Origin of the sequence: Wolbachia endosymbiont of Onchocerca ochengi (assembly GCF_000306885.1) — a bacterium.
GTDB lineage: Bacteria > Pseudomonadota > Alphaproteobacteria > Rickettsiales > Anaplasmataceae > Wolbachia.
This window is the reverse complement of the sequence record NC_018267.1, coordinates 504,102-527,474: the sequence shown is the minus strand read 5'-3', so window position 1 is coordinate 527,474 and position 23,373 is coordinate 504,102. Positions and strand designations below refer to the sequence as shown.

Annotated in this window: 15 protein-coding genes and 1 tRNA gene; 9 read left to right on the top strand and 7 right to left on the bottom strand. The window is 32.8% G+C overall.

From position 1 onward, the window contains the following. Window positions 1–143 precede the first annotated feature (143 nt). Window positions 144–968 carry an oxygen-dependent coproporphyrinogen oxidase gene (gene hemF / locus WOO_RS01955; RefSeq protein ID WP_014869009.1) on the bottom strand — a complete coding sequence of 275 codons (825 nt, stop codon included), beginning with the start codon at window positions 966–968 and terminating at the stop codon, window positions 144–146. Window positions 969–1,074: 106 nt separating this feature from the next. On the opposite strand from hemF, the gene WOO_RS01950 reads away from it, so the two are divergent. From WOO_RS01950 to WOO_RS01935, 5 genes are all read left to right on the top strand, one after another. Beyond that, window positions 1,075–3,555 carry a response regulator gene (locus tag WOO_RS01950; RefSeq protein WP_014869008.1) on the top strand — a complete coding sequence of 827 codons (2,481 nt, stop codon included), beginning with the start codon at window positions 1,075–1,077 and terminating at the stop codon, window positions 3,553–3,555. 592 nt (window positions 3,556–4,147) lie between these two features. Continuing rightward, a tRNA-Arg gene (locus tag WOO_RS01945) sits at window positions 4,148–4,222 on the top strand. A gap of 93 nt (window positions 4,223–4,315) precedes the next feature. Then, window positions 4,316–5,425, top strand: coding sequence for a molecular chaperone DnaJ (dnaJ, locus tag WOO_RS01940; RefSeq protein ID WP_014869007.1), 1,110 nt, complete (start codon window positions 4,316–4,318; stop codon window positions 5,423–5,425). A gap of 1,004 nt (window positions 5,426–6,429) precedes the next feature. Further along, window positions 6,430–6,579, top strand: coding sequence for a hypothetical protein (locus WOO_RS04020; protein WP_158309952.1), 150 nt, complete (start codon window positions 6,430–6,432; stop codon window positions 6,577–6,579). A 1,544-nt stretch (window positions 6,580–8,123) separates the two neighbouring features. After that, entirely contained in the window at window positions 8,124–9,122 is a 999-nt protein-coding gene (locus WOO_RS01935) for a pyruvate dehydrogenase complex E1 component subunit beta (RefSeq protein WP_014869005.1), read from the top strand. Here the strand turns inward: WOO_RS01935 and mgtE are convergent. After that, window positions 9,119–10,489 carry a magnesium transporter gene (gene mgtE, locus WOO_RS01930; protein ID WP_014869004.1) on the bottom strand — a complete coding sequence of 457 codons (1,371 nt, stop codon included), beginning with the start codon at window positions 10,487–10,489 and terminating at the stop codon, window positions 9,119–9,121. The genes WOO_RS01935 and mgtE overlap by 4 nt on opposite strands. A gap of 154 nt (window positions 10,490–10,643) precedes the next feature. Here mgtE and prfB point away from each other — a divergent pair. The 4 genes from prfB to tatC all read left to right on the top strand — a co-directional run bounded on the left by prfB (window position 10,644) and on the right by tatC (window position 15,967). Next, a protein-coding gene (gene prfB, locus WOO_RS01925; RefSeq protein ID WP_232500356.1) for a peptide chain release factor 2 occupies window positions 10,644–11,748 on the top strand; the annotation gives its coding sequence in 2 pieces (ribosomal slippage) (window positions 10,644–10,718 and window positions 10,720–11,748; 1,104 coding nt in all). 289 nt (window positions 11,749–12,037) lie between these two features. Beyond that, window positions 12,038–13,858: a translational GTPase TypA gene (gene typA / locus WOO_RS01920; RefSeq protein ID WP_014869002.1), complete on the top strand. Its 1,821-nt coding sequence runs from the start codon at window positions 12,038–12,040 to the stop codon at window positions 13,856–13,858. A 358-nt stretch (window positions 13,859–14,216) separates the two neighbouring features. Beyond that, complete coding sequence (gap, locus tag WOO_RS01915) at window positions 14,217–15,203, top strand: type I glyceraldehyde-3-phosphate dehydrogenase (protein WP_014869001.1); 987 nt, start codon at window positions 14,217–14,219, stop codon at window positions 15,201–15,203. Then, window positions 15,200–15,967 carry a twin-arginine translocase subunit TatC gene (gene tatC, locus WOO_RS01910; protein WP_014869000.1) on the top strand — a complete coding sequence of 256 codons (768 nt, stop codon included), beginning with the start codon at window positions 15,200–15,202 and terminating at the stop codon, window positions 15,965–15,967. The genes gap and tatC overlap by 4 nt, the downstream gene beginning before the upstream one ends. A gap of 127 nt (window positions 15,968–16,094) precedes the next feature. On the opposite strand, the gene WOO_RS01905 is transcribed toward tatC, so the two are convergent. From WOO_RS01905 to coxB, 5 genes are all read right to left on the bottom strand, one after another. After that, window positions 16,095–19,145: a YhdP family protein gene (locus WOO_RS01905; protein WP_014868999.1), complete on the bottom strand. Its 3,051-nt coding sequence runs from the start codon at window positions 19,143–19,145 to the stop codon at window positions 16,095–16,097. Continuing rightward, window positions 19,138–19,575: a ribonuclease HI gene (rnhA, locus tag WOO_RS01900; RefSeq protein ID WP_014868998.1), complete on the bottom strand. Its 438-nt coding sequence runs from the start codon at window positions 19,573–19,575 to the stop codon at window positions 19,138–19,140. The genes WOO_RS01905 and rnhA overlap by 8 nt, the downstream gene beginning before the upstream one ends. A gap of 190 nt (window positions 19,576–19,765) precedes the next feature. Continuing rightward, window positions 19,766–20,653, bottom strand: coding sequence for a heme o synthase (locus WOO_RS01895; RefSeq protein WP_014868997.1), 888 nt, complete (start codon window positions 20,651–20,653; stop codon window positions 19,766–19,768). Window position 20,654: 1 nt separating this feature from the next. Then, entirely contained in the window at window positions 20,655–22,205 is a 1,551-nt protein-coding gene (gene ctaD / locus WOO_RS01890; RefSeq protein ID WP_014868996.1) for a cytochrome c oxidase subunit I, read from the bottom strand. A 15-nt stretch (window positions 22,206–22,220) separates the two neighbouring features. Continuing rightward, window positions 22,221–22,985 carry a cytochrome c oxidase subunit II gene (gene coxB / locus WOO_RS01885; protein ID WP_014868995.1) on the bottom strand — a complete coding sequence of 255 codons (765 nt, stop codon included), beginning with the start codon at window positions 22,983–22,985 and terminating at the stop codon, window positions 22,221–22,223. Window positions 22,986–23,373: the final 388 nt, after the last annotated feature.

The following is a 23,373-nucleotide window of genomic DNA, read 5'->3' as shown; positions in this document are numbered from 1 at the left end:
GTAGCACATCTTCAGAAATGCCTTACTTCTATACCTTTTAACCCTCGTATTTTCTCCTGTACGTTCCAATGTCATACACACTGAAATAATATCGTTTATCGTCAGAAACTGCCAGTAATATCACGTTATTTAGTCTGTAACCCCTATAACCACTTAACTAGAGGTGGCATTGACATCATAATTGCATCTGGATCACCATCAGTCATTAAACCAAACCTTGTACCACGATCATAAAGCAAATTGAACTCTACATACCTACCACGTTTTATCAATTGATCCTCCCGCTGCTCCTTCGTCCAAGGTTTTTGCATATGCTGATGTATGATATGCAAATAAATTTTTAAAAAGGTTTCGCCTATTGCTTTTATAAATTTGAAATCACTCTCCCAGCTACCAGAATCAAGATTATCATAAAAAATTCCACCAATACCACGTGGTTCTTTTCTATGTTGTAAGAAAAAGTAGTTGTCACATTGTTCTTTGAACTTTGGATAATATGCAGTATCAAACTCATCACATGTTTTCTTAATTGACTCATGAACATACCGATAATCTTCGCTATCTTTATACGTCGGAGTAAAATCCATTCCTCCACCGAACCACCGCTTTGATGTATATATTAGTCTTGTATTCATATGTGCCGCAGGAACAAGAGGGGACTGCATGTGAGACACTAAAGATATGCCACTCGCCCAAAACTTTCCATTACTTTCATTTGCACCAGGAATTTCATTTATAATCGAATCTGTAAACTTTCCATATACCTTTGAAACATTTACTCCTACTTTCTCAAAAACACTACCGTAAACAATTATAGATTCACCACCTCCACCACCTGGACGATTCCATTTTCTTTTTTTAATCTTCGGATTTGTAAATAACCGTTCTTCAACCAACAAGAAAGATTTTACAATTTTATCTCTTAGCACACAGAACCACTTAAAAGCTTGCATTTTTTGTTCTTTCATAACGTTTTACCAATAGTGCCAAAAATTCTAATAGCAATTATATACCAAAGATGTTAATAAGTCTATAGTAATTAAATAGATATAATAAAGAATTGTTGTACGTAAAATGAGCAAAAGGTACATAGATAGCAAGAAGGAAAACAGGGTTGACTTCATATTAAGAAATCATGGAGTATCAATCATCTTTATTACAGCCATTATGACCTTACCTCCAATAATAATATCAGCACTTTACTTTCTTGATAAATACGATTGGCATATTAATATAAAGGTCAATATGCTAGTTAGCACCCTCATGACTCTCTTTATAATATATAACGCAAAGCGTCATAGATACCTGCTTAGTATCACAGAATTCCAAAATGCAATATTTGCAAGTGCACTCAATCATAATACAGAGTTTTGTCTCATTTTGCACAAAGATGAGGGTGTCATTTATGCTGACGCAAGATTCTACGAAAGGTTCAAGGAATACATAGATAATAATGTTACACTAGATAAGCTTCTCGAAGCAGGAAATATTTCAGAGAAAGACAAAAAAGCATTATATAATGCGCTAAAAAATAACTCTTCTACACAAGTACGCATTGCTTTAAGCAAGAAAAATAAGATATCTAATTTTCTCTTACTTTTTGACCCGATATCAGATAATCCCCAAGTTGCTCTAAATAACAATAAGGTATTAAACTTGTCATTAGCACCAATAGCAAGACCGCGTGGGTATTTTGTGCTAAAAGCAACACAGATGAACAAAGAACAGGTGTATGAAGAATTAATAGAAAAGCACAATATAGGAACTTACATTGCAAATACTAAAGGAGTGATTCTATATGTAAATAAAAGGTTCTTAGACATATTTGAATTAAGAAAATTTGAAAAAGGCAGTTTAATCAATGATTTTATATTTCAATCTAATTATAATAATACAGCAACTAGCAATGAGATTTCGTTTTGTACCGTAAACGGTGTTCCATTTAAAGCTTATATGAGCACTGCTATGTTTTGTGATAAACACAGTCATAATTATATATATGGCTTAATTACACCAGTTGAATCAAACATAGCTGACTATCAACTACACCCATGTTTTACAAATTCATCAATTGCTATTGCACAGTGTGATTCAAGTGGCAACTTCATAAAGAAAAACACAGCGTTAATAAAACTTGCAGGTCCAGATACTAACTCAATCTTTACATTAATATCAGATGACTATCATATAAAAATACATGAATATTTTTCGAGTAACAGAATAAATAATGCATCCTTTGATGTACAGCTCAGCAACAACGATAATATGAAAATATACTTCAATAAGTTTCTTCATAATAGGGCAATGTTTATACTTTGCTATTTTGTTGACAACACCGAGCATAAAAATCTAGAAGTAAAGCTCGAACATTATCAAAAAATGCAGGCTATAGGACAGCTAGCAGGTGGTATTGCACATGATTTTAACAATATTCTGACTGGAATAATAGGATTTTGTGATTTGCTTTTACTTCAGCACTCAGTTAGTGATCCATCTTTTAGAGATATAATACAGATACAGCAAAATGCAAAACGTGGGTCAAATTTAGTTAAGCAATTACTTGCCTTCTCAAGAAGACAGACTATGCAACCAAAGATTATTGATGTAAATAGTACGATAGCCAACCTTTACGAAATGATAAAAAGATTAATAGGCGAAAATATAAAATTCACTGCTTATTATGGTGAAGACTTAGGTATGGTTAGGGCTGACCAAGGACAATTAGAGCAAGTTATTATTAACTTAGTAGTCAATGCTAACGCTGCAATGGAAAAAGGGGGAGAACTCACCATACAAACTTTCAATAAAAAGATTCATTCACTCAATTCTACACCTAAAAATATGTTTTCTCCAGATAAAGAAAGAATTGAACATGGAAATTATGTTGTAATCGAAGTAATTGATACAGGATGTGGAATGACAAGTGACACAATTCAAAAAGCATTTGATCCATTCTTTTCTACTAAAGATATTGCTTCTGGTACTGGCCTTGGCCTCTCTACTGTATATGGTATTATCAAGCAAACTGAAGGATACATCTATGTTGCTAGTAAAGTAAACTGTGGAACTAAATTTAGCATATTTTTGCCTATGGTTTATATATCAGATGAAAATGATATAGAGAAAGATATCAAAGAAATAGAAAAACCTGTAGTCAATGAAGTTAAAAGTAATGGTACGATTTTATTAATTGAAGATGAAGACTCAGTAAGGGAATTTACTACTAAGACATTACAAAGAAAAGGATTTGATGTGATAGAAGCTAGCATAGGCAGTCAGGCACTAGAAATAATAAGTAAAAAAAGCCAACACATAGATCTAATAATCACTGATGTAATAATGCCAGAAGTTAGTGGTCCAGAGATAGTCAAAGAAGCCTTAATTCATAGACCAGATATAAATGTCATTTTTATCTCTGGATATGCAGAAGATGCATTTTTGAAAAACGACAACATTAATATAGAAGATTTCCACTTTTTACCGAAACCATTCACTTTAAGTGAATTGGAAAATAAAGTTCAAAGTGTACTACACAAAGTAGAAAAAACAGTTTAATTTTAAGTATTAAAAAAATCTTCTAATATAAAAATTACTAACATATGCATAATAGAGTATTTTATGCGTAAGATAAAAAACGTAAAATAGTGCTTTCAAAACACTATTTTTTACCCTTACTGTTTCAAAAATCCCTAAACACATTCTACCTTTTATCTACAGTACATTTTGTAACTCATGCATCATTAACTATTTCCTAATTACTAGAATAACTTATACAAGCTTCTGCCATATCTGGTACTACCACACTCACTATTTTTGGTGCACCAAAAAACACAACAGTAAATGCACCAAGCGCAAAAAGTATTAGCCAAAGGCACTTAATTATCTATTCTTTTTGAGATATATTTTACTATATTACATATCACTTTTAATGTTTCATCGCTTCTTCTATTCTGCTTAATAACACTTGCATCAAATATAAAAGAGAGAATTAAAGTTATAAATATAAGAATTTTTCTTACTTACACTTATTAAATTTAAGTTAAAAGCATTAGTAAATTTATTACACCATCAATTTAGCTTTGTACTCTATTTTAGCCAAATTAATTGAATTAAGCTGTAAAACCTGCTAAAGTTCACTTCATAGAAGGCACCCTTAGCTCAGTTGGATTAGAGCATTTGACTACGGATCAAAAGGTCGAGCGTTCGAGTCGTTCAGGGTGCATTCTGTTTTTAGTACACGCAGAAAACACAAGCCACACTTGAAATTGATGTATGAAATACTTACCTTTAGAGGTTAAATACTGAACTATCATATATGAGTACAAAAGATTACTATGAGCTGCTGGGAGTAAGCAGAAACGCTAGCATTGATGAGATAAAAAAAGCATACAAAAAATTAGCATTGAAGTATCATCCAGATAGAAATCCTGGTAACAAAGAAGCAGAGGAAAAATTTAAAGAAATAACAGCTGCATATGAGGTTTTATCTAACCCCGAAAAAAAAGCAAATTATGATAGTTATGGTCATGAAGGTGCTTCTGGTGGGTTTGACTTCAGTCAAGCTGCGGGAGACTTTAGCGACATATTCAATGACTTTTTTAGCGGAGGATTTGGGGAATCAGGAAGGTCAAAAGCAAAAAGAAGTACACCAGGAGTGCCTGGATCAGACTTACGTTATGATCTTGAAATTACTCTAGAGGATGCGTTTAAGGGAATACAAGCACCTATACATTACGTTACAAATGTAAAATGTGATACGTGTCGAGGTACAGGCAGTGAAGGCGCAATTAAGCCAATTCAGTGTCACACATGCCGAGGAAGTGGTAGGATCAGGGCTCAGCAAGGTTTTTTTACAATCGAAAGAACTTGTACTACATGTTACGGGGAAGGCGAAGTAGTACAGAACAAATGCAAAAAATGCGGTGGAAATGGGCGTAAAAGAGATGAAGTAAATATATCAGTTTCAATTCCAAAAGGCATAGAGGAAGGCGCTAAAGTAAGAGTAAGTGGCAAAGGAGAGGCTGGAGCAAAAGGTGGAAAAAACGGAGATTTATATGTATACGTTAAAATCGTTCCACATAAAATCTTTACTCGGAATAAAGCAGATTTACATTGCAAAGTACCTGTAAGGATGACACTAGCAGTACTCGGTGGTGAAATCGACGTACAGTCAATTGATGGAGTTAAAATAAAAGTAAAGGTTCCTGAAGGCACTCAAACCGGTACTAAACTACGTTGTAGAGAAAAGGGTATGCCATATATGAACTCAAACGTACGTGGCGATCTATATGTACAAGTAATAGTTGAAACTTTAAACCCAAAGCTTTTAACTAAAAAGCAAGTTGAGTTATTAAAAGCACTTGAAGAAGAGGAAAACATGCAACAGCAACCTGAAGGTTTTTTTAATAAAGTAAAAAAAAAGTAAAAAATTTACTAAACGACGTTAAAAGTAGTTTTAGGTTTTTTTAATTGTTCCCCATTACATAGCGCTTAGAACATAACTGTACAAACATTTCTATGCAAGCTTACTCAATTATTATTTTAGCTTTATCAAAAGAATTAGCATTTTCTTATAAAATCACTCATTTTCTTTTCTTATACAAGCAGTGCTAAAACATTGATCTTTTGAATACAACTATTAAAGCAGCATGTAATATCATTTAACCCATTTAGAGAGTAGTCTGACTCTCTTATATACCCATAAATAATAATAGGTACAGCTTTGCTCCGCAATATTTGATAAAATGCCACAGCCAAAACTTTTTGGCACTCAGTATATTTTGTACTGTGTTCTTTGATGTAAAAAGCTATGTGACAAGATTAATTAGTATTATAGGCAGTGCTAAAAAGATGCTTCCATTATGAATAAGTGTGAAGAAACAAAAAAAATAAATCCACATCATTTTTGTAAAACTGCACAGCAACAGTCCATAAACTGAAAGGAAAAGGTTGAAATATAAAGAGTTTGTAAAGGTGCTACAAGAAGCAAGTAAAAGCTTAAACAAGCAACAACATATTAAAAGAAAGAAGCAATAAAAAAGAACAGAATTCTTCACATATATAATGGTATGCAATACATTTAAATCTAACATCTTCTATAAAAAAAATAAGTTTAAGCTGTAAATCCTAGATGACGCTATAACAATAGACACGTTGCTGCTTTACAGTAGAGATAATACAATCATTAAGTAATGATCGAGTAAATCCTTCATTGTAAAGTAATAAAACTCCAAGAGATATGTTGGTGATTTGCTAAGCAGGAACACCATAATATAAATATTAAGAAAAGCAGAAAAAACTATTCACTAAAGAAAGTAAAAGATCTTAACATAAAGCTTCAAAATAAAGGTACTTATCATCACCCTCGGAGTAATCATAGAATTTCCAATTCAGAACTATACGATTCTGTATATAGTGATAAGAGTATTAGTGACGAAAGTGGTTCATGGTTCGAGGCAACTTGAAATTATATCCAACACTCTTCCCATTTTGAAATCAATCAATAATATTGAAGAAAATATTAATTCATGCTCTAAAAAATGTACTGCAACTTCAAAAAGAGAAGATTGGAAAACTTAAAGCTTAACCAGAAAAATTATATGTTCAGCTCAAGAATAAAGAGAAAAAAGAATCAATCACCAAAACAAAAAAACAAGATCTAGAAAATAAAAACACACTCACTTAATAGTGAACAAGGCAAAATAAAATTTCACTATTCTAAGATAAAAATAGCATCTAAAAAAGAAATGAGAAAAATTAAAAAGTAGAGCAAAATATTAATGCAACATCCCCAGAGAATGAACTCCTTCATATATTATACTACTATAATCAAAGCTTACATTAGGAAATGGGTAACACAAATCTTAACGTTAACAGATAAAAATGGATGGACTGTTTCATATCATGCTACGTACAGTGATTATTTGGATAAAGTAAAATACCCGCAAAGGAAAAAGCAAGTTTTGAAATAAAAGATAAAAAAACAGGAAAAGTCCTTTAGATCTTGCTACCACAACAAATTAATAAAATTATAGAATTCTTTGCAGGAAAAAATCAAGAGTAGAACAGATTTAAATAAAGGCGAATTAAGAAAACAGAGAAAAGGCAATTCTCCTCAAAAGTTGTTTATGTTGGTCTTGTAGTTATGTTAAAATAGGCGATGGGTACTATTCTTAGTATATTGCTTCTGGCTCACTTATTCTGTTAACAATTATAACTCTTATAACATCTACGTTAATAGCTAGCGGCTCACATATACAATGTTAGAACTATATTTACTATAGAAACTCAAAACTCAGGCTCAAGTAATGTTATTTATATAAAAACTTATAAGCAAGTTTTTTTCAGTGTAAGTTAAGCATAAAATATAAATAAATTTTAGCCTTTTCATACACCACTGCTGATTGACACAACAAGATCAAAACAAATATTTATCACCAATAAAAACCTTATGTTCACTACATAACACTCTATACAATGTAGTGTTTATATCCTGTAATGGTAATAACGATAAAGTGAAATATATATTGAGGCAAACAGATCTAGAAGACGAAGATTGGAAATGTTGTTTTAACCTATATTACTTGTACATTATAGTATAAACGGCAAAACATTTATAGATTTTTGAGAAAAAGACCAAGAAAAAAACAGCAAAATTAATAGATTATCTAACTGAAGATTTAATACCATCCAAGGCAAAAAGCAAAACAGGTCTTAACGTAACAAGCGGAAACATGAATGAACTCTTTTACATCATGCTACACACAATAATCTAATCATTCAGATGAAATAGAGTGTCTACTAAAAAAAAGAAGCAGACTTTAATAAGAAAAATTAGAAAAAATAAAAACTAAAATAAAAGATTAAGAAAAACAGATCTTTTGACCTTAACGAAGGTACAGATCAGAGCTACTGGCAAATGCATATCTAAATCGAGTTAAGTTCATATTGAAAAAATTACTAATAGAAGAAAAAGCTATAGCATAAAGAGTAAACTTGTTGTAAACACATGACCCATAGAGCAAAAATAGCACAAAACTCTTTCTCTATAGAAATATACTACTTTACTAGGCCCTGGTAATTTTGATATAGTCACCTTAGTAAAAGTCTACAAAAGTTTATAAATGGCAACTTTAAGCGTTAGAGAAGCTTTATGCACAGCAATCAGAGAAGAAATGCAAAACGATCATGATGTTTTTATCATAGGTGAAGAGATTGCAGAGTACGATGGTGCCTATAAAGTGACAAAAGGGTTGCTAAAAGAATTTGGAGAAAGTAGGGTAATTGATACACCTATTACTGAACATGGATTTGCTGGTCTTGCTGTTGGAGCAGCACTTGCTGGACTCAAGCCAATAGTTGAGTTTATGACTTTTAATTTTTCCATGCAGGCTATCGATCAAATCGTGAACTCTGCAGCAAAAACAAATTACATGTCAGGTGGGCAACTTGGATGCTCTATAGTATTTCGTGGACCAAATGGCGCTGCAGCGAGAGTTGCTGCACAACATTCTCAATGCTTTGCATCTTGGTACTCGCACGTACCAGGATTAAAAGTGATAGCACCCTACTTTGCCTCCGATTGTAGAGGTTTGCTCAAAGCAGCAATTCGTGATCCAGATCCAGTAATATTTTTAGAAAACGAGATCGCTTATGGACATAAGCACAAAGTTTCTGATTCCGAGCTATCAAATAAAGATTATCTACTTGAAATAGGTAAAGCTGCTGTTATCCGAAAAGGAAAAGACGTAACTATCACTGCTTTTTCGTTAAAGTTAGTGGATGCTTTAAATGCAGCAGATTTGCTTCTAAATGAAGGCATAGAAGCTGAAGTTATTGATCTTAGAACTTTAAGACCATTTGACACTGAAACTGTTATTAATTCTATTAAAAAGACTAATAAATTAGTGAGTATAGAAGAGGGTTGGCCGTTTGCAGGAGTAGGAGCAGAGTTATCAGCCATTATTATGGAACATGGGTTTGATTATCTTGATGCCCCAGTTGTAAGAGTAACTGGCAAAGATGTTCCTTTACCCTATGCTGCAAACCTAGAAAAAAAAGCGTTACCGCGAATAGAAGATATAGTTGAAGCTGTACATCAGGTTTGCTTTAGAAAAACTTAGTTATTCAGCAGAAAAAACGCAGCTAAACTGAGAAATATAAAAGCTGAAAGAATATCAGTTGTGGCTGATGTTAGGATTGAAGAAGAAACGGCAGGGTCGGATTTTAAACGATGGAGCATTATAGGAATGAAAGTTCCAATAAACGTTGCAATAGTCGACATCATAACCATGGAAGCCACAAAAATAATCTCCACTTTAAAAGTGTGAAATCTTATTGTTAATACCACAAGCGAAATAATAGATAGAATTATTCCATTTATCAAACCTATCAAAAACTCTTTTATCAGTATTCTGTTCGCATTTTGCTCAGTTAAATGTTTTGTTGCGATTGCCCTGATGGTTAACGTTACTGTTTGAGATCCTGCGTTTCCGCTCATCGATGTAATTATTGGCATAATTATTGGGAGTACTACAAAGCTTTCTATTACACTATCGAAAAAACCAACTACTATAGAACATAGTGTTGCTGCTAAGAGATTAAATAATAACCAAGGTAACCTTTGAATTATAGTTTTATGTATAGGAGCATTTATATCGGCTTTAGAAGATACACCGCTTATTTTAAGTACGTCCTCCTCTGTTTCTTGTTGAACAACTTTTATGACGTCTTCGATTAAAATCACACCTATAATCTTACCTCGCTTATTTACTACTGGAGCTGATAGTAAAGAGTAATCTTTAAATATTCTTGCTACTTCCTCTTGATCCACTCCAGTTTTAATGATCTTTATATCTTGGCTCATTATCTCTTTTATTGTTGTTTGCCCTGAATTGAATATTACCTTACTTAAGTTAACACTACCTATAGGTTCAAGTTTTGAATTAATTATAAAGATTTGATGAAATTTTTCTGGTATTTTTTTATAGTTACGCAAAAATTCTATTAGTTCATTTATCGTCCAATAATATGGAGCTATAACCATATTTTTATGTATCAACCTTCCTGCACTTTCTTCTGGATACGATAATAACTCCTCTACTGGCTTTCGAGTTGTACTAGGCAAGTAGTTAAGTATGTTTCTTATAGACTTTCTATCTAAATCTTTGACTATGGTTACTATATCTTCTACGTTAAGAAGCATTAATAACTCTGCGGTATCTTTCACTCCTAGTGTTTCTATGATTTCTACTTGTAAATCTGGTACTACATGCACTAAAGCATCACTTAACAAGTGTTGGTCTAAAATACTAACTAGTTTTTCTCTGTGATCACTGATTGAAGTGGATAAAAAATATGCTAACTGAATGCTATCTATTGTTTTTACAATCTTACGAGCATTTTCTAACTTTTCGTTATCAAGTGATTCAATTAGGTCATCAATAGCTTTTTTATCTAAGCCATAATGAGAATTTATTTCAACATTCATATTTTTACCTTACTTCTCAATAAATACACATACTTGATTCATTTAAACATTAGAGTATAATAAGATTGTTTTAAATTAACTATTATATGGTTAAATTTCTATTTTGTGTACTGTTATTGCTATTGATAGTGAATATACTAAAACCTAAAGCGTAATGAAAACTCATTTAGAAATCTTTAAACATTTCCAGAGCTTAGCTAAAAGCATTTCAGTTATCAGGAGGTGTCTTTGACATAGAGAAATTAAAGTCACGCCTTGTAGATTTAGAATCTCAAGCTGCAGGTGATAATCTATGGCAAGATAACCAAAAGGCTCAAAAAATTTTAAAAGAGCGCTCTAAAATCAAGAATGATGTAGAGTCATTTTTAAAGCTAGAAAGTGACTACAAGGATGTTGTTACCTTAATGAAATCTGCTATTAATGAGAATGATAAAGAATTTTTCTCTGAAGTTGAAAATGAACTAATAGAACTAGAGAAACTAATCAAGCGTAAAGAAGCAGAATCTTTATTTACTGGTAAAGCAGATATTAATGACTGCTTTTTAGAAATCCACTCAGGAGCTGGAGGAACAGAGAGCAACGATTGGGCTGAAATGCTTATGAATATGTATATAAGGTGGGCTGAAATTTATCATGACTTTAAAGTCGAAATTGTGGAAAAATTAGAAGGGGAATCAGTCGGAATAAAATCTACAACGATAAAGATCATTGGAGAAAAAGCTTATGGATGGGCAAAAAGTGAAAGTGGTATTCACAGATTGGTCAGAATATCGCCATTTGATGCAAACAGTAAACGCCATACCAGTTTTGCAAGTGTAGGAGTTACCCCGGTAATAGAAGATTCAATTGATATTGCTGTAGATGAAAAGGATTTAAGGATTGATACTTACCGCGCTTCAGGAGCAGGAGGTCAGCATGTAAACAAAACTGAAAGTGCAGTGCGTATAACGCATATTCCAACAGGTGTTATAATTCAGTGCCAAAACAGCCGGTCTCAACATCAAAATAAAAATGAGGCATTAAAACTACTTAAAGGACGTTTATATAAAATTGAACTGAAAAAAAAAGAACAAAAAACAGCTCAAGATTATGATAAAAAATGCAACATAGGTTGGGGCAATCAAATCAGGTCATACATTATGCATCCGTATCAAATGGTGAAAGATTTAAGGACTGGATATGAAGTTGGTAATATAAACTCCGTTTTTGATGGTAATATAGATTGTTTTATAGTTAACATGCTCACTAATAAAAATTAAGTGGAGTTTGATTTTTTATCGTAGTACGTTTATAAAAATCTCTCACTATTTTTTTAAATAAATTAGCTTTTACTTATATTTTTACTGTTTTCCATAATCACTATAGATACGTGATTTACTCATAAATTTTTTAATTATTAACTTAAATTAATCCTTATAAATTATTGAATTTCCTTGTGTGTTATCTGTCAGATACTTGAATGGCATCTCCTTCTACATAGCTTTGGTTATTTACTCCAGATATATTACATATATACTTATTACTAAATTAAACTTAAAATGATAAGAAATGAATGCATTCAAATCGATTCGTAATATCGCAATAATTGCGCATGTCGACCACGGCAAGACTACTTTACTTGATAACATGTTAAAACAAAGTGGCATGTTTCGTGAGAACCAAGAAGTACAAGAGCGAATTATGGATAGTGGCGATCAAGAGCGTGAACGCGGAATTACAATACTTGCAAAATGCACATCAATAATGTGGGGCAATGAGAAGATCAACATTATTGATACACCAGGGCATGCAGACTTTGGTGGAGAAGTAGAAAGAGTACTATGCATGGCAGATGGAGTGCTACTACTGGTTGATGCTGTAGAAGGTCCAATGCCGCAAACTAAGTTTGTGTTGTCAAAAGCGCTAAAAGCGAATTTAAAGCCAATTGTGATAATTAATAAGGTTGATCGACCAAGTAGCAAAATCAATAAAGTATTAAACGAAATATATGAACTGTTTTTTAATCTTGACGCAACCAATGAGCAACTAGATTTTCCAGTATTGTATGCTTCTGGTAGGAATGGCTGGTGTATTAAGAAACTTTCTGACGAGAGAAAAGATTTAAGCCCATTATTTTCAACAGCTATAGATCATATAAAACCTCTTGTTTATAACCAAAATGCACCTTTCGCTATGCTAGTCACTTTACTTGAATCTGATAAATTTCTTGGCAGAATATTGACAGGGAAAATTTACCAAGGGATCGTGAAAGTCAACTCTGACCTTAAGGTATTTAATCTCGATGGTAAAGTAGTTGAACGAGGAAGATTAATTAAGTTACTATCATTTTCTGGCTTAAAACGCATTCCAGTAGAGCAAGCTGTAGCAGGTGACATAATTGCAATTGCAGGGCTTGAAAAAGCTTCAGTCTCAGACACCATAGCAGCACCGGAAGCTACAACTGCAATAAGCTCAACTCCGGTTGACCCACCAACAATGGCAATTACTATAAGCGTTAATGACTCCCCTTTCGCCGGACAAGAGGGAACAAAACTTACTTCAACTGTTATAAAAAACCGTTTATATGCAGAAGCAGAAACAAATGTTGCAATTACTGTAACTACAACATCAAGTGGTGAGGCATTTGAAGTCGGTGGACGTGGTGAGCTACAACTTGGAGTGTTAATTGAAAATATGAGGAGAGAAGGCTTCGAACTTTCTATTTCACGTCCTCGGGTCTTCTTTAAAGAAGAAGATGGTAAAAAACTTGAACCTATAGAGGAGGTGGTAATTGATGTAAATGATGAGTATAGTGGAATTATCATGGAAAAACTCAGTTTCCGCAAAGGTGAAGTAACTGATATTAGACCTTCTGGTAATAGTAGAACAAGATTAACATTTCTAGTACCATCAAGAGGATTAATTGGCTATCAAGGAGAACTTTTGACTGATTCTCGAGGTACTGGTATAATAAATCGTTCATTCCATGGTTATGCTCCATATAAAGGTTCAATTTCTGGAAGGCGTAATGGGGTATTAATTTCCATTGATAAAGGTGAAGCTGTGGCGTATGCAATTTTTAATTTACAAGATAGGGGAGTTATATTCATTAAGCCACAAGACAAAATATATTGTGGTATGATTATTGGTCAGCATAATCGTGATAACGACTTAGAGATAAATGTACTCAAAGGCAAACAGTTAACAAATATAAGAGCTACAGGCAGTGATGAAGCTATAAAACTTACTCCGCCAAAAATAATGACTTTAGAGGAAATGATAGCATATATAAATGACGATGAATTAGTGGAAGTAACTCCAAAGTCTATACGTTTACGTAAGAAATTCCTTGATCCTAATGAACGTAAACGTGCAAAAAGGGAAAAATAAAGAACAGATAGATAGAGGTTCCCTGTTTTAAATAGATATTTAACTATATCACTTCTATTATTAGATCCATCATGTAACCTACTTTTTCCCGGCAGGTAACTTTTTATCAAAACTTGCTATACTCGCTCAAACATTGCAAGTATTCTGCGATGCTCATCTATGTTCCTCTTTAAAATTTCTTACCATATGTTAGCTATGCAAGAGATATATTTTAGCCTGGAAGTCGTATCTTTCTCTTTTCTCGAGTTTCAGCATCATATACTTTTTAGTGTGCAAGCGCTACAATTTGCAGGCTAACTTGTATAGCAGAATGAAATATCAAACAATATTCTCTATAATTAAATTATTTAGATAAAAAATGACAATTTATATAGGAATTAATGGCCTTGGTAGAATAGGAAAAAGTGTATTACGTGCTATTTTTGAAATAGAAAAGTACAGTGAACAAATAGAAGTTGTAGCTGTAAATGGGTCACTCAGTGCTAAGCAACATGCACATTCGATTAAATATGACTCTATTCATGGTAAATTCAACGGTAACGTTGGTTTTAGTGACTCTGAAAACTGGATTTCTATAAACGGCAGAAAGTTTTCTTTATATAGAGAACGAAGTCCTGAAAATATTCCTTGGAATGTTGACGTAGTACTTGAATGCACGGGTGCATTTAATAAGCGCGTAGAAGCAATAAGGCATAACGCAGAAAGAATAGTTGTCTCTGCTCCAGTTTCAGATGCTGATGTAACTATAGTTCATGGTGTGAACAACAATATGCTAAAAAAAGAGCATAAGGTAATATCAGCAGGTTCTTGCACTACAAATTGTTTAGCTCCGATTGTGCAGGTTTTACACTCTAACCTAGGTATAAGAAGTGGCTTTATGACTACTGTACATGCCTATACAAACGATCAGAACATTCTTGATGGCAATCATAAAGATCCACGGAGAGCAAGAGCTTGTGGATTATCTATAGTGCCAACTACAACTGGAGCAGCAAAAACAATTAGTTATATCATTCCTGAATTAAAGGGAAAACTAGACGGTACTGCCATCAGAGTTCCGGTCAGCAATGTTTCTATGGTTGATTTTAAATTTACAACTGACAAGAAAGTAACAGCTAAGGAAATAAATAGAATGTTTAGGAATTCAGAAAATTATGTACTTTCCATATGCGAGGAACCTCTAGTTTCAATAGACTTTGTACACAACCCTTACAGTGCAATTGTAGACTTAGCCGGTACATATGTCACAGGTGACATATGCAGAGTTGCAGCGTGGTACGATAACGAATGGGCCTTCTCACTTAGGATGTTAGACATAGTGTTATTGTGCTACAATGGAGTATGAATAATAAAAACCAAAATAAATATACTTCATTTTATGAGCATTTTGCAGAGCTTAGAAGAAAGGTCATTTTTTGTTTTCTGTTTTTTCTTATTGTTTTTGGTTTTTGTTACTATTTTAAAGAAAATATATACTATTTTTTGCTCACGCCTCTAATAGAAGCTACAAAAGGAAGCAATGGCTTTTCTCTAATCTATACAGACTTGACAGAGGCATTTTTTGTATACCTTAAAGTTGCTATAATGAGTGCCCTTTTACTTTCCTTCCCTATATTTGCATGGAAATTTTATATGTTTTTAGCACCTGGCTTATACAAAAGCGAAAGGGCAGTGTTGTTACCATATTTAATTGCAACACCGGTCTTATTTATAATGGGAGCCGCTGTAGTTTATTACTATATATTTCCTTTAGCTTGGAGGTTTTTTATTACTTTTGAACATAGTGGCAAACCTTTCGGTATACCAATAGAGTTTATGCCATCAGTTAGTGAATATTTAGACCTTGTTCTCCAATTTATGTTCGCATTTGGCACTGCATTTCAAATCCCAGTCATACTCACATTAATGGTTAGGGTTGGATTACTTACCACGCAAAGTTTATCAAATAAGCGCAGAATTGCAATAGTGGTAATTTTTATTATTGCTGCAGTTCTAACTCCACCTGATGTATTAAGCCAAGTAGGGCTCGCAGTACCAATGTTGATTCTGTACGAGCTATCTATTATAGTGTGTAGGTATATTGAAAAGAAGACAAAGAGTAATACTTAATGGAAAATAAAAAATAGAGCTTAAATACTTCTTTTTATAGCGTATGTGAGCACTCAAGTAGAGCATAAGCATATTATCTATTATCTATATTTCAATAACAGAATAACATTTTTTTAGTCTCATAACCCTAGAAGGTGAATTTCCTTTTTAGACTGCCTTTTATGCCTCTGGTGATAGCCTCGTTAGTTTTTGTCATAGCACGATCAAACACTTCCAACAATCTCTTAAATAGGCTTGGAGTTAACGAAAAGATAGGGTTAACAGATACATTACTATTTTTATCATCACCACTTGCTTTATAGTCTATTGAAATAATTCCTCTACTTTTTCCACCAGTAAGAAGTTTTCCAATTATAGGAATTTTTAATAGAGATTTATTAATTGAGTACGCTGGTATTACTTGTCCTTCAACCTGAAACTTATGATCTTTAATATCGAACTTACCACTGGTGCTAATGCCTAATTCTGCTCCTTCAAGCCAGGACTCTTCAATCTCAATAGTACCATCTTTGTATGAAAAAGGTACGTTACACTTATCAAAATATACACCTTCATTCTTTATGACGTTCACAATACCAGGTAATGAAGACATCGACAACAAAGTAGTAAGTAGTGGAGCATCTTTGACGTAGAAATTACTAATGGATAACATACCATAATGGTCTCCACTCTTTCTCTGAGGAGATAGATAAAAAGATAATTTGCCATTTTTAATTGATTTACTAATGCCTAAAGAACGCAAAAGTATGCCTGAATTATCCGTATATATTTCAAGACCTATTCCACTATACTCTGCTAGTATATCACCATTATCTTTCAAAAACTGTCCTGTAAATCGACTTCCACTGCAATCACCTTTAGTACAAGTTAAATTCAGCTTAACATTTTTAATAATGATATCTTCTTTCATAACTACGTTATCAATATCCATACCAACTTCTATGTCACTGCTTAATCCATTACTATCTTTGCCAAGCAAATCCAAGATATCACCCAAGTTCATTTTCTCACCATAGATAGTTATGATATTTTTCCCTTTACCTAATTCAATCTCTACACTCAAGTTATTATCTGGTAGTTTGAAGTTGCTAGAGTTTAGATATAAATTCCCATTTTCTAATTTTCCGCTAAATTTTATATCCAAGCCACTTCCTATGACATCTAATTTATCTATTAGTAACTCACCTGCTCCTTTTAACCTTGTAGAAAATAAAATCTTATTGTGATCCTCAAAATGATTTTTTCGCCCTAAGTAGCTTGAATGCGATTCAAGCTCTGATAAATCCACGTTACCATTAATATACCCAGTCTTATCTTGATTTATCACTGACTCTATGTTTGTATTGACATAGCCACCACCAAAATTAAGTATTTTAGCAGGTAAATCTCCGGTCAAATTCCAAGTAAAACTTCTATTTTTGTTGCTACTTTTTAGATCAAATACTAGCTGTGTATTATTTACCATACCATTTCCACGTAAATTAATGAAATCTTTACCAAAATCAAGCTTAACATCATACTTACCAAGACTTACATCACAGATAACTAAATTGTCAATTTTAGAATAGAAGTTAGCTGAAAAGTCTGCTTTTTTGTCATCAGCGTTCAGATTAAAAACACGGAAATTGAATACAGATTTTACCTTTCCATCTATCTTATCCTTTGTAACTTCAATAATATCATCTAGCTTGAATTTAACATGCTCATACAACCCATAGGCATCACTCACAGCTTTGCCATTAATAACAAGAACTGAATCTTCTTTATTGAGAGAATCCATTTCAACGTAACCATCATCAATAGTAAAATTCTGAAATTTAGCACTATTTACAGTAATTTTAAGATTGTTATTTCTGAGAGCTAAGTCACCGTTTAATTCCTTTACTTGTTTAGAGCCTTCATCAAATTTTATACTACCGTTCTCTATATCAGCAACAACCACAACATCTGATAGATTATTATTAATTAAGTTATTGACTTTGCCGTTAAAACTTATAACTGTATTCACAATATACCCATCAATATTACGACAATACCATTTTTTAAATTTACTATTTACTATACCATCTGGTACATAGGTACATAAATCCCTTGCAGCAAATTTACTAATATTAACCCTAAGCAGAGCATTACTTGTACTAAAGTTCATCTTACCCATTAAAGATATATATATATCATATAAATTAAAATGGAAATTCTTCACATTAATGATTCCATTAGCATATATTAAATTTATATTTACGTTAGCTATGGATAAGTCTTCATTTAAATGATTTCCTATATCCAATATATATACATTTCCGTCTACAACTTCATCCTTTCCGTTGATCTTCATTGAAAAGCTTCCTTTGAAGCCTATGTTTTTACCCAAACTGTAATTTTTAACTAACGTAAGAAACTTATTTAATAATTCCAATTTCAAGTTATAGAATGTCCCACTCACATTTAATAAACCATTGCGATTTTTTATCACAATAGATAAATCATCCAAAACCCCTCTTTTATCTTTTGTGTGGACATAAATATCCAAAACATCAAAATCCTCTCCCTTCCCTACATATATTTTATTAATAAAAAATTCATTTTTTATATCTTTACTGATAGCAATATTAGTAATTTCAATCTTTGAATCTGCACTTAAGTTAAAAAATAACTCCCTCATCACTTTCAAAGAATTTTGAAAATTAAAATCAACCTCTTTGAAGCCAGCTTTTTTCTTATTATTAGTAGTCCAGTCTGTTGTCATCCAAGCGACTGGTACTGAGATCCATTCTTTTTTTTCTTGGATTCTAGAGTTACGCGCTGGAATGACAGCGATAGGCCAAATATCTACATATACTTTATCAGCCAAAACCTGAGAAAATTGTATATTAGTCTTAAGTAAGGAGCTTAACTTAAAATATATAGAAAAGTTGGAAATTTTTATAGCAAAATTAGGATTTGCTACTTTAAAATCTGTAATAACTAGGCATGGATCTTTGCCGCCTTTCTGCCATACAACTGAAATATTCCCCATATTGATATTTGCATTAGCAAACGTTCTTAATATCTTCTTTTTTATATAGAAATTAATATAATTAGCATTGATTTCTAAAGGATCTCTACCTTTAAACAAAATAAAAAAGCAAAATATAAATAACAAAACTATAGAAAATAATATAGTGATTTTCTTAAGCATCGATTATTGCTTTTCTTGCTAAATTATCGGCCTCCTCGTTGTGCTTGTTACAACTATGCGCTTTAACCCATTTCCAATTAATCTCGTGTTGTGAGGCAGCATTATCTAACTCTTTCCATAATTCTACGTTCTTTACTGACTTTTTATTACTTGTCTTCCAACCGTTTGTTTTCCACTTATTTATCCATTCTGTTATACCACGTTTAACATAAAGGCTATCTGTATACAAATTAATATTACAAGGAAATTTCAATGCCCTCAGTCCATTGATCACCGCTGTTAATTCCATTTTATTATTTGTAGTATTTTTCTCTCTACCATAAATATTCTTTCTATGTCCTTTAAATAATACTATTACTGCCCATCCTCCTGTTCCTGGATTACCAGAACATGCTCCATCTGTATATATTGTTACTTCTTTCTTATTCATTTTTAACTATATAAACTAATAAAGTATATAGCTGCTTCTATGAAAGCACAATTTTAATGAAACTTACAGGACAAGGTAATTTAAGCTGTACCTTTAAATTTTATTATAGAAACAAAAAAAAGCACAACAATGAGCACTACCAGGAGAGAAAGTAAAAAGTAGTTTTTGTGTTTCTGCTGTTCCTTCATAGCTAAAACCAATCAACGGAACAAAAAATAATACTAGCAAACAGAGAAAATAGGTAAGAAATCGAATAAGAAAACATTTTTCTCTGTGAGCTATGACTTTTAAATCTAATAATAGATATAGCATACCAAATAAAAACACAACCCTCAAGAATTGCTATAGTTAGGTAAAGCAAAACCTTTTTCAAAAATAATGATGGAAGTAAGCTGGTTAATACTAACAATATACTATAGATCAATATACGTTTTCTTGTTTTCTCTGAGCCGTAAACAATATTAAACATTGGGATTGACACTTTCACATATTCCTCAGATTTATTCAGAGATAGAGCCCAAAAATGTGGTGGAGTCCACATGAAAATTATCAAAAATAATATAAAACTTTCCCAACTTACAGAGTTAGTTACGGCTGCCCAACCAATCATTGGGGGGAAAGCACCTGATACACCACCGACAACGATATTTTGTGGAGTGCGTCTTTTAAGCCAAATCGTATATATAAAAACGTAAAACAATATGCCAATTGCAAGTAAAGCAGCAGAAATATAATTCACTGCTATTGCCATAATAAATACTGACAATACTCCAAGAATTATACCAAATTCAAGAGCACTTTCCGCAGAGACTCTACCTGAAGGTATAGGACGATCTTGTGTCCTTTTCATAAGCAGATCTATGTCCCTATCATACCACATATTTATGGCACCTGCAGATCCTGAGCCAAGGGCAATACATATAATAGATATTAGCGCAAGAAAAGGATGTATATTACCTGGTGCAGCAACCATTCCAGCAACTGCAGTAAATACTACAAGGTATATTATCCTTGGCTTCAGCAAGCGCCAAAAATCCAGTATTGTTGATTCAACATTTAACAAAGTACTTGTATGCATCCTATTTTATTACTGGTGGTTTTTCAAAAGTGTGAAAAGGTGGCGGTGAAGATACTGTCCACTCTAAGGTGTCACCTCCCCAAGGGTTATCTCCAACTTTTTTACCCCATTTGAATAGATGTATAACTATAAACACAAAAAGTATAACTGAAATAAAGGACATATATGAACCAACTGAGGATACATAATTCCAAAAAATAAATGCATCAGGATAATCAGGTATACGCCTTGGCATACCAGCTAACCCTAAGAAATGCTGAGGCAAAAATGTGATATTAGTACTAATAAAAGTAAACCAAAAGTGTATTTTTCCTAGGCATTCATTATACTGCTTACCAGACATTTTACCTATCCAATAATAAAAGCCAGCAAAGGCTCCAAACAATACAGCTATCGACATAACATAATGGAAGTGAGCAACAATATAATATGTGTCGTGTAATAATCTATCCACTCCACCTTGAGATGAAATTATCCCAGTTACACCACCGATAATAAACATGAAAATAAAACCTAGTGCAAACAGCATAGGAGTTTTAAACTCAACTGCTCCACCCCACATAGTTGCAATCCAACTAAAGACTTTGACACCAGTGATAACACCAATGAAAATTGTGCCAGTACTAAAAAATATAATAGCATCTTCACTAAGTCCAACAGTGAACATATGGTGAGCCCAGACTATAAAGCCAAACGTTGCTATACCTATCATAGCATAAACCATCCCCATATAACCAAACACTGGTCTACGAGAAAAAGTTGACACAACTTGGCTTATGATGCCAAATGCAGGAAAAATAATGATATAAACTTCTGGATGACCAAAAAACCAAAATAGATGTTGAAATAATACAGGATCACCACCACCAGCAGGATCAAAAAAGGAAGTGCCAATATTACGATCAGCAAGTAGCATAGTTATAGCACCAGCAAGTACAGGTAAAGCAATAATTAACATAAACGACGTCAATAAAATAGACCAAACAAATAGTGGCATCTTGGTTAATGACATGCCTTTTGCACGCATATTGAATATAGTAACTATAAAGTTGATTGCTCCAACAATTGAGGAGATACCAGCGACATGAAGTGCAAATATAGCAAGGTCAACCCCTGCACCTGGGTGGAACATGATTTGCGACAAAGGTGGGTATAAAGTCCATCCTGTTCCAGGGCCTTCACCAGCAAACACCGAAAGAATAAGTAGAATAAAAGACGACACTAATAACCAAAAGCTTAAATTATTCATACGAGGAAATGCCATATCTGGTGAACCAATCATAAGAGGTACAAACCAATTACCAAATCCTCCCATCAGAGCTGGCATTATCATAAAAAATACCATTATTACTGCATGTCCTGTAACTATTACGTTATATAATTGGTAGTTACTATTTAATATATTAATATGCATTAGCTGAGTACGAATAGCTATTGACAACAATCCACCAATGATTCCAGCTAATATAGAAAAAACAATGTATAATGTACCTATATCTTTGTGATTAGTAGAAAGTAACCAACGTCTTACACCCTTTGATATATCACTCATACCTATACTCCAAACCTAACTTACTAATTTTTTACTTTCAATCCACTCATTAAAATCTTCCTTACTCACTGCCTTAACAACAATTGGCATAAAACCATGACCTTGACCGCACAACTCATAACATTGACCATAGTAAACACCAGGTTTTTTGATATTGAACCACGCCTCATTTAGTCTACCTGGTATTGCATCAATTTTTACACCGAAAGCTGGTACTCCCCAGCTATGTATTACATCTCCTGCAGTAACCTGTAAACGAATATTAGTACTAATAGGTAAAACAACATTATTATCAACAGAAAATAACCTCAAATCTTCTTCGGTAAAATCATCTGTTCCCTTAATGTAGCTATCAAATGATATACCTTGATGTTCTGGATACTGATAGTTCCAATACCACTGGTGGCCAATAACTTTTAGTGTCATATCAGACTTTGGTACCTTTTCTTGCAGTTTAACTAATTGGGCATTTTTAAAAGCCAATACACCAACAATAATCGTTGGTATAACAAACCAGATAATTTCTAAAATGATGTTATGATTCGTTCGACTTATATTTGTTATTTTGCTTTTGCGAAAGCGAAATATTACATAAACAAGCAGCGCCCATACAAAAAGCATTATTCCCACCATTATACTCATTACAAACGAATGCGACTTAACTACAATCTCCATTATCTCAGTCGCAGGTGCAGGAAACCCAAATTGCCAAGAAGTAGGAACAGAAGCAATTGATATATTCGAGTAAAATATTACCAATAATGCAAATAACTTTGCCATACTTGTTTACCATAAAACTAGCTATAATAATAGTGCATACAAACCTACTATGCAAACATAGATTTATTTTAAGTAAAATATCATAATGATATTTAAAGTTGAGTATTTACTTTTTAAAGTAATAGATTAATAATTTTAGGAATGAAAAAAGCAGAAATCCTTGAAAAATTAAATTATGAATTTTCAAACATAATTTAAAAGAAAACAGGAAAAAATGAATATTCAACCCTCGTATAAGTAAAAGTTAATCTGTTAAAACAGCAGAAAAGCTAAAGGCTACGATGAGAGTAGAAAAGTAAAAAGCAAGAAAAAAGCATAGTAGACTTTAGATACACAGAGATACACTACCTAAGTTGCTATCAATAATAAAGTAAAGATTTAAAAAACA

Coding starts and splice junctions, on each gene's coding strand:
- hemF (WP_014869009.1), bottom strand. CDS start 968: ATGAAAGAACAAAAAATGCAAGCTTTTAAGTGGTTCTGTGTGCTAAGA.
- WOO_RS01950 (WP_014869008.1), top strand. CDS start 1,075: ATGAGCAAAAGGTACATAGATAGCAAGAAGGAAAACAGGGTTGACTTC.
- dnaJ (WP_014869007.1), top strand. CDS start 4,316: ATGAGTACAAAAGATTACTATGAGCTGCTGGGAGTAAGCAGAAACGCT.
- WOO_RS01935 (WP_014869005.1), top strand. CDS start 8,124: ATGGCAACTTTAAGCGTTAGAGAAGCTTTATGCACAGCAATCAGAGAA.
- mgtE (WP_014869004.1), bottom strand. CDS start 10,489: ATGAATGTTGAAATAAATTCTCATTATGGCTTAGATAAAAAAGCTATT.
- typA (WP_014869002.1), top strand. CDS start 12,038: ATGAATGCATTCAAATCGATTCGTAATATCGCAATAATTGCGCATGTC.
- gap (WP_014869001.1), top strand. CDS start 14,217: ATGACAATTTATATAGGAATTAATGGCCTTGGTAGAATAGGAAAAAGT.
- tatC (WP_014869000.1), top strand. CDS start 15,200: ATGAATAATAAAAACCAAAATAAATATACTTCATTTTATGAGCATTTT.
- WOO_RS01905 (WP_014868999.1), bottom strand. CDS start 19,145: ATGCTTAAGAAAATCACTATATTATTTTCTATAGTTTTGTTATTTATA.
- rnhA (WP_014868998.1), bottom strand. CDS start 19,575: ATGAATAAGAAAGAAGTAACAATATATACAGATGGAGCATGTTCTGGT.
- WOO_RS01895 (WP_014868997.1), bottom strand. CDS start 20,653: ATGCATACAAGTACTTTGTTAAATGTTGAATCAACAATACTGGATTTT.
- ctaD (WP_014868996.1), bottom strand. CDS start 22,205: ATGAGTGATATATCAAAGGGTGTAAGACGTTGGTTACTTTCTACTAAT.
- coxB (WP_014868995.1), bottom strand. CDS start 22,985: ATGGCAAAGTTATTTGCATTATTGGTAATATTTTACTCGAATATATCA.